General features: G+C 65.7%; 1 protein-coding gene. It reads left to right on the forward strand.

What is annotated here, in order from left to right:
- The coding region (gene tssK / locus ACW9IN_RS30215) for a type VI secretion system baseplate subunit TssK (protein WP_457369259.1) at positions 1-213 on the forward strand (213 nt) is incomplete at both ends.

Here is a 213-nt window from a genome sequence, read left to right on the forward strand (position 1 = left end):
GGCCTGGACAGCAGCGCGTTGATGAGCATCGGCAAACTGCGCCTGCGCCTGGCGTTCGAAGGCGATGTAGCGGACGCCTACACCACCCTGGGCATCGCCCATGTGGTGGAAAAGCGCGCCGACAAAAGCGTGGTGCTCGACCGCACTTACTGCCCGCCGTGCCTGGACATCCGTGCCGCCGAACGCCTGGGGGCGTTAGTCGATGAGCTGCTG

The sequence above is a fragment of the Pseudomonas sp. SDO5271_S396 genome, from assembly GCF_054071795.1.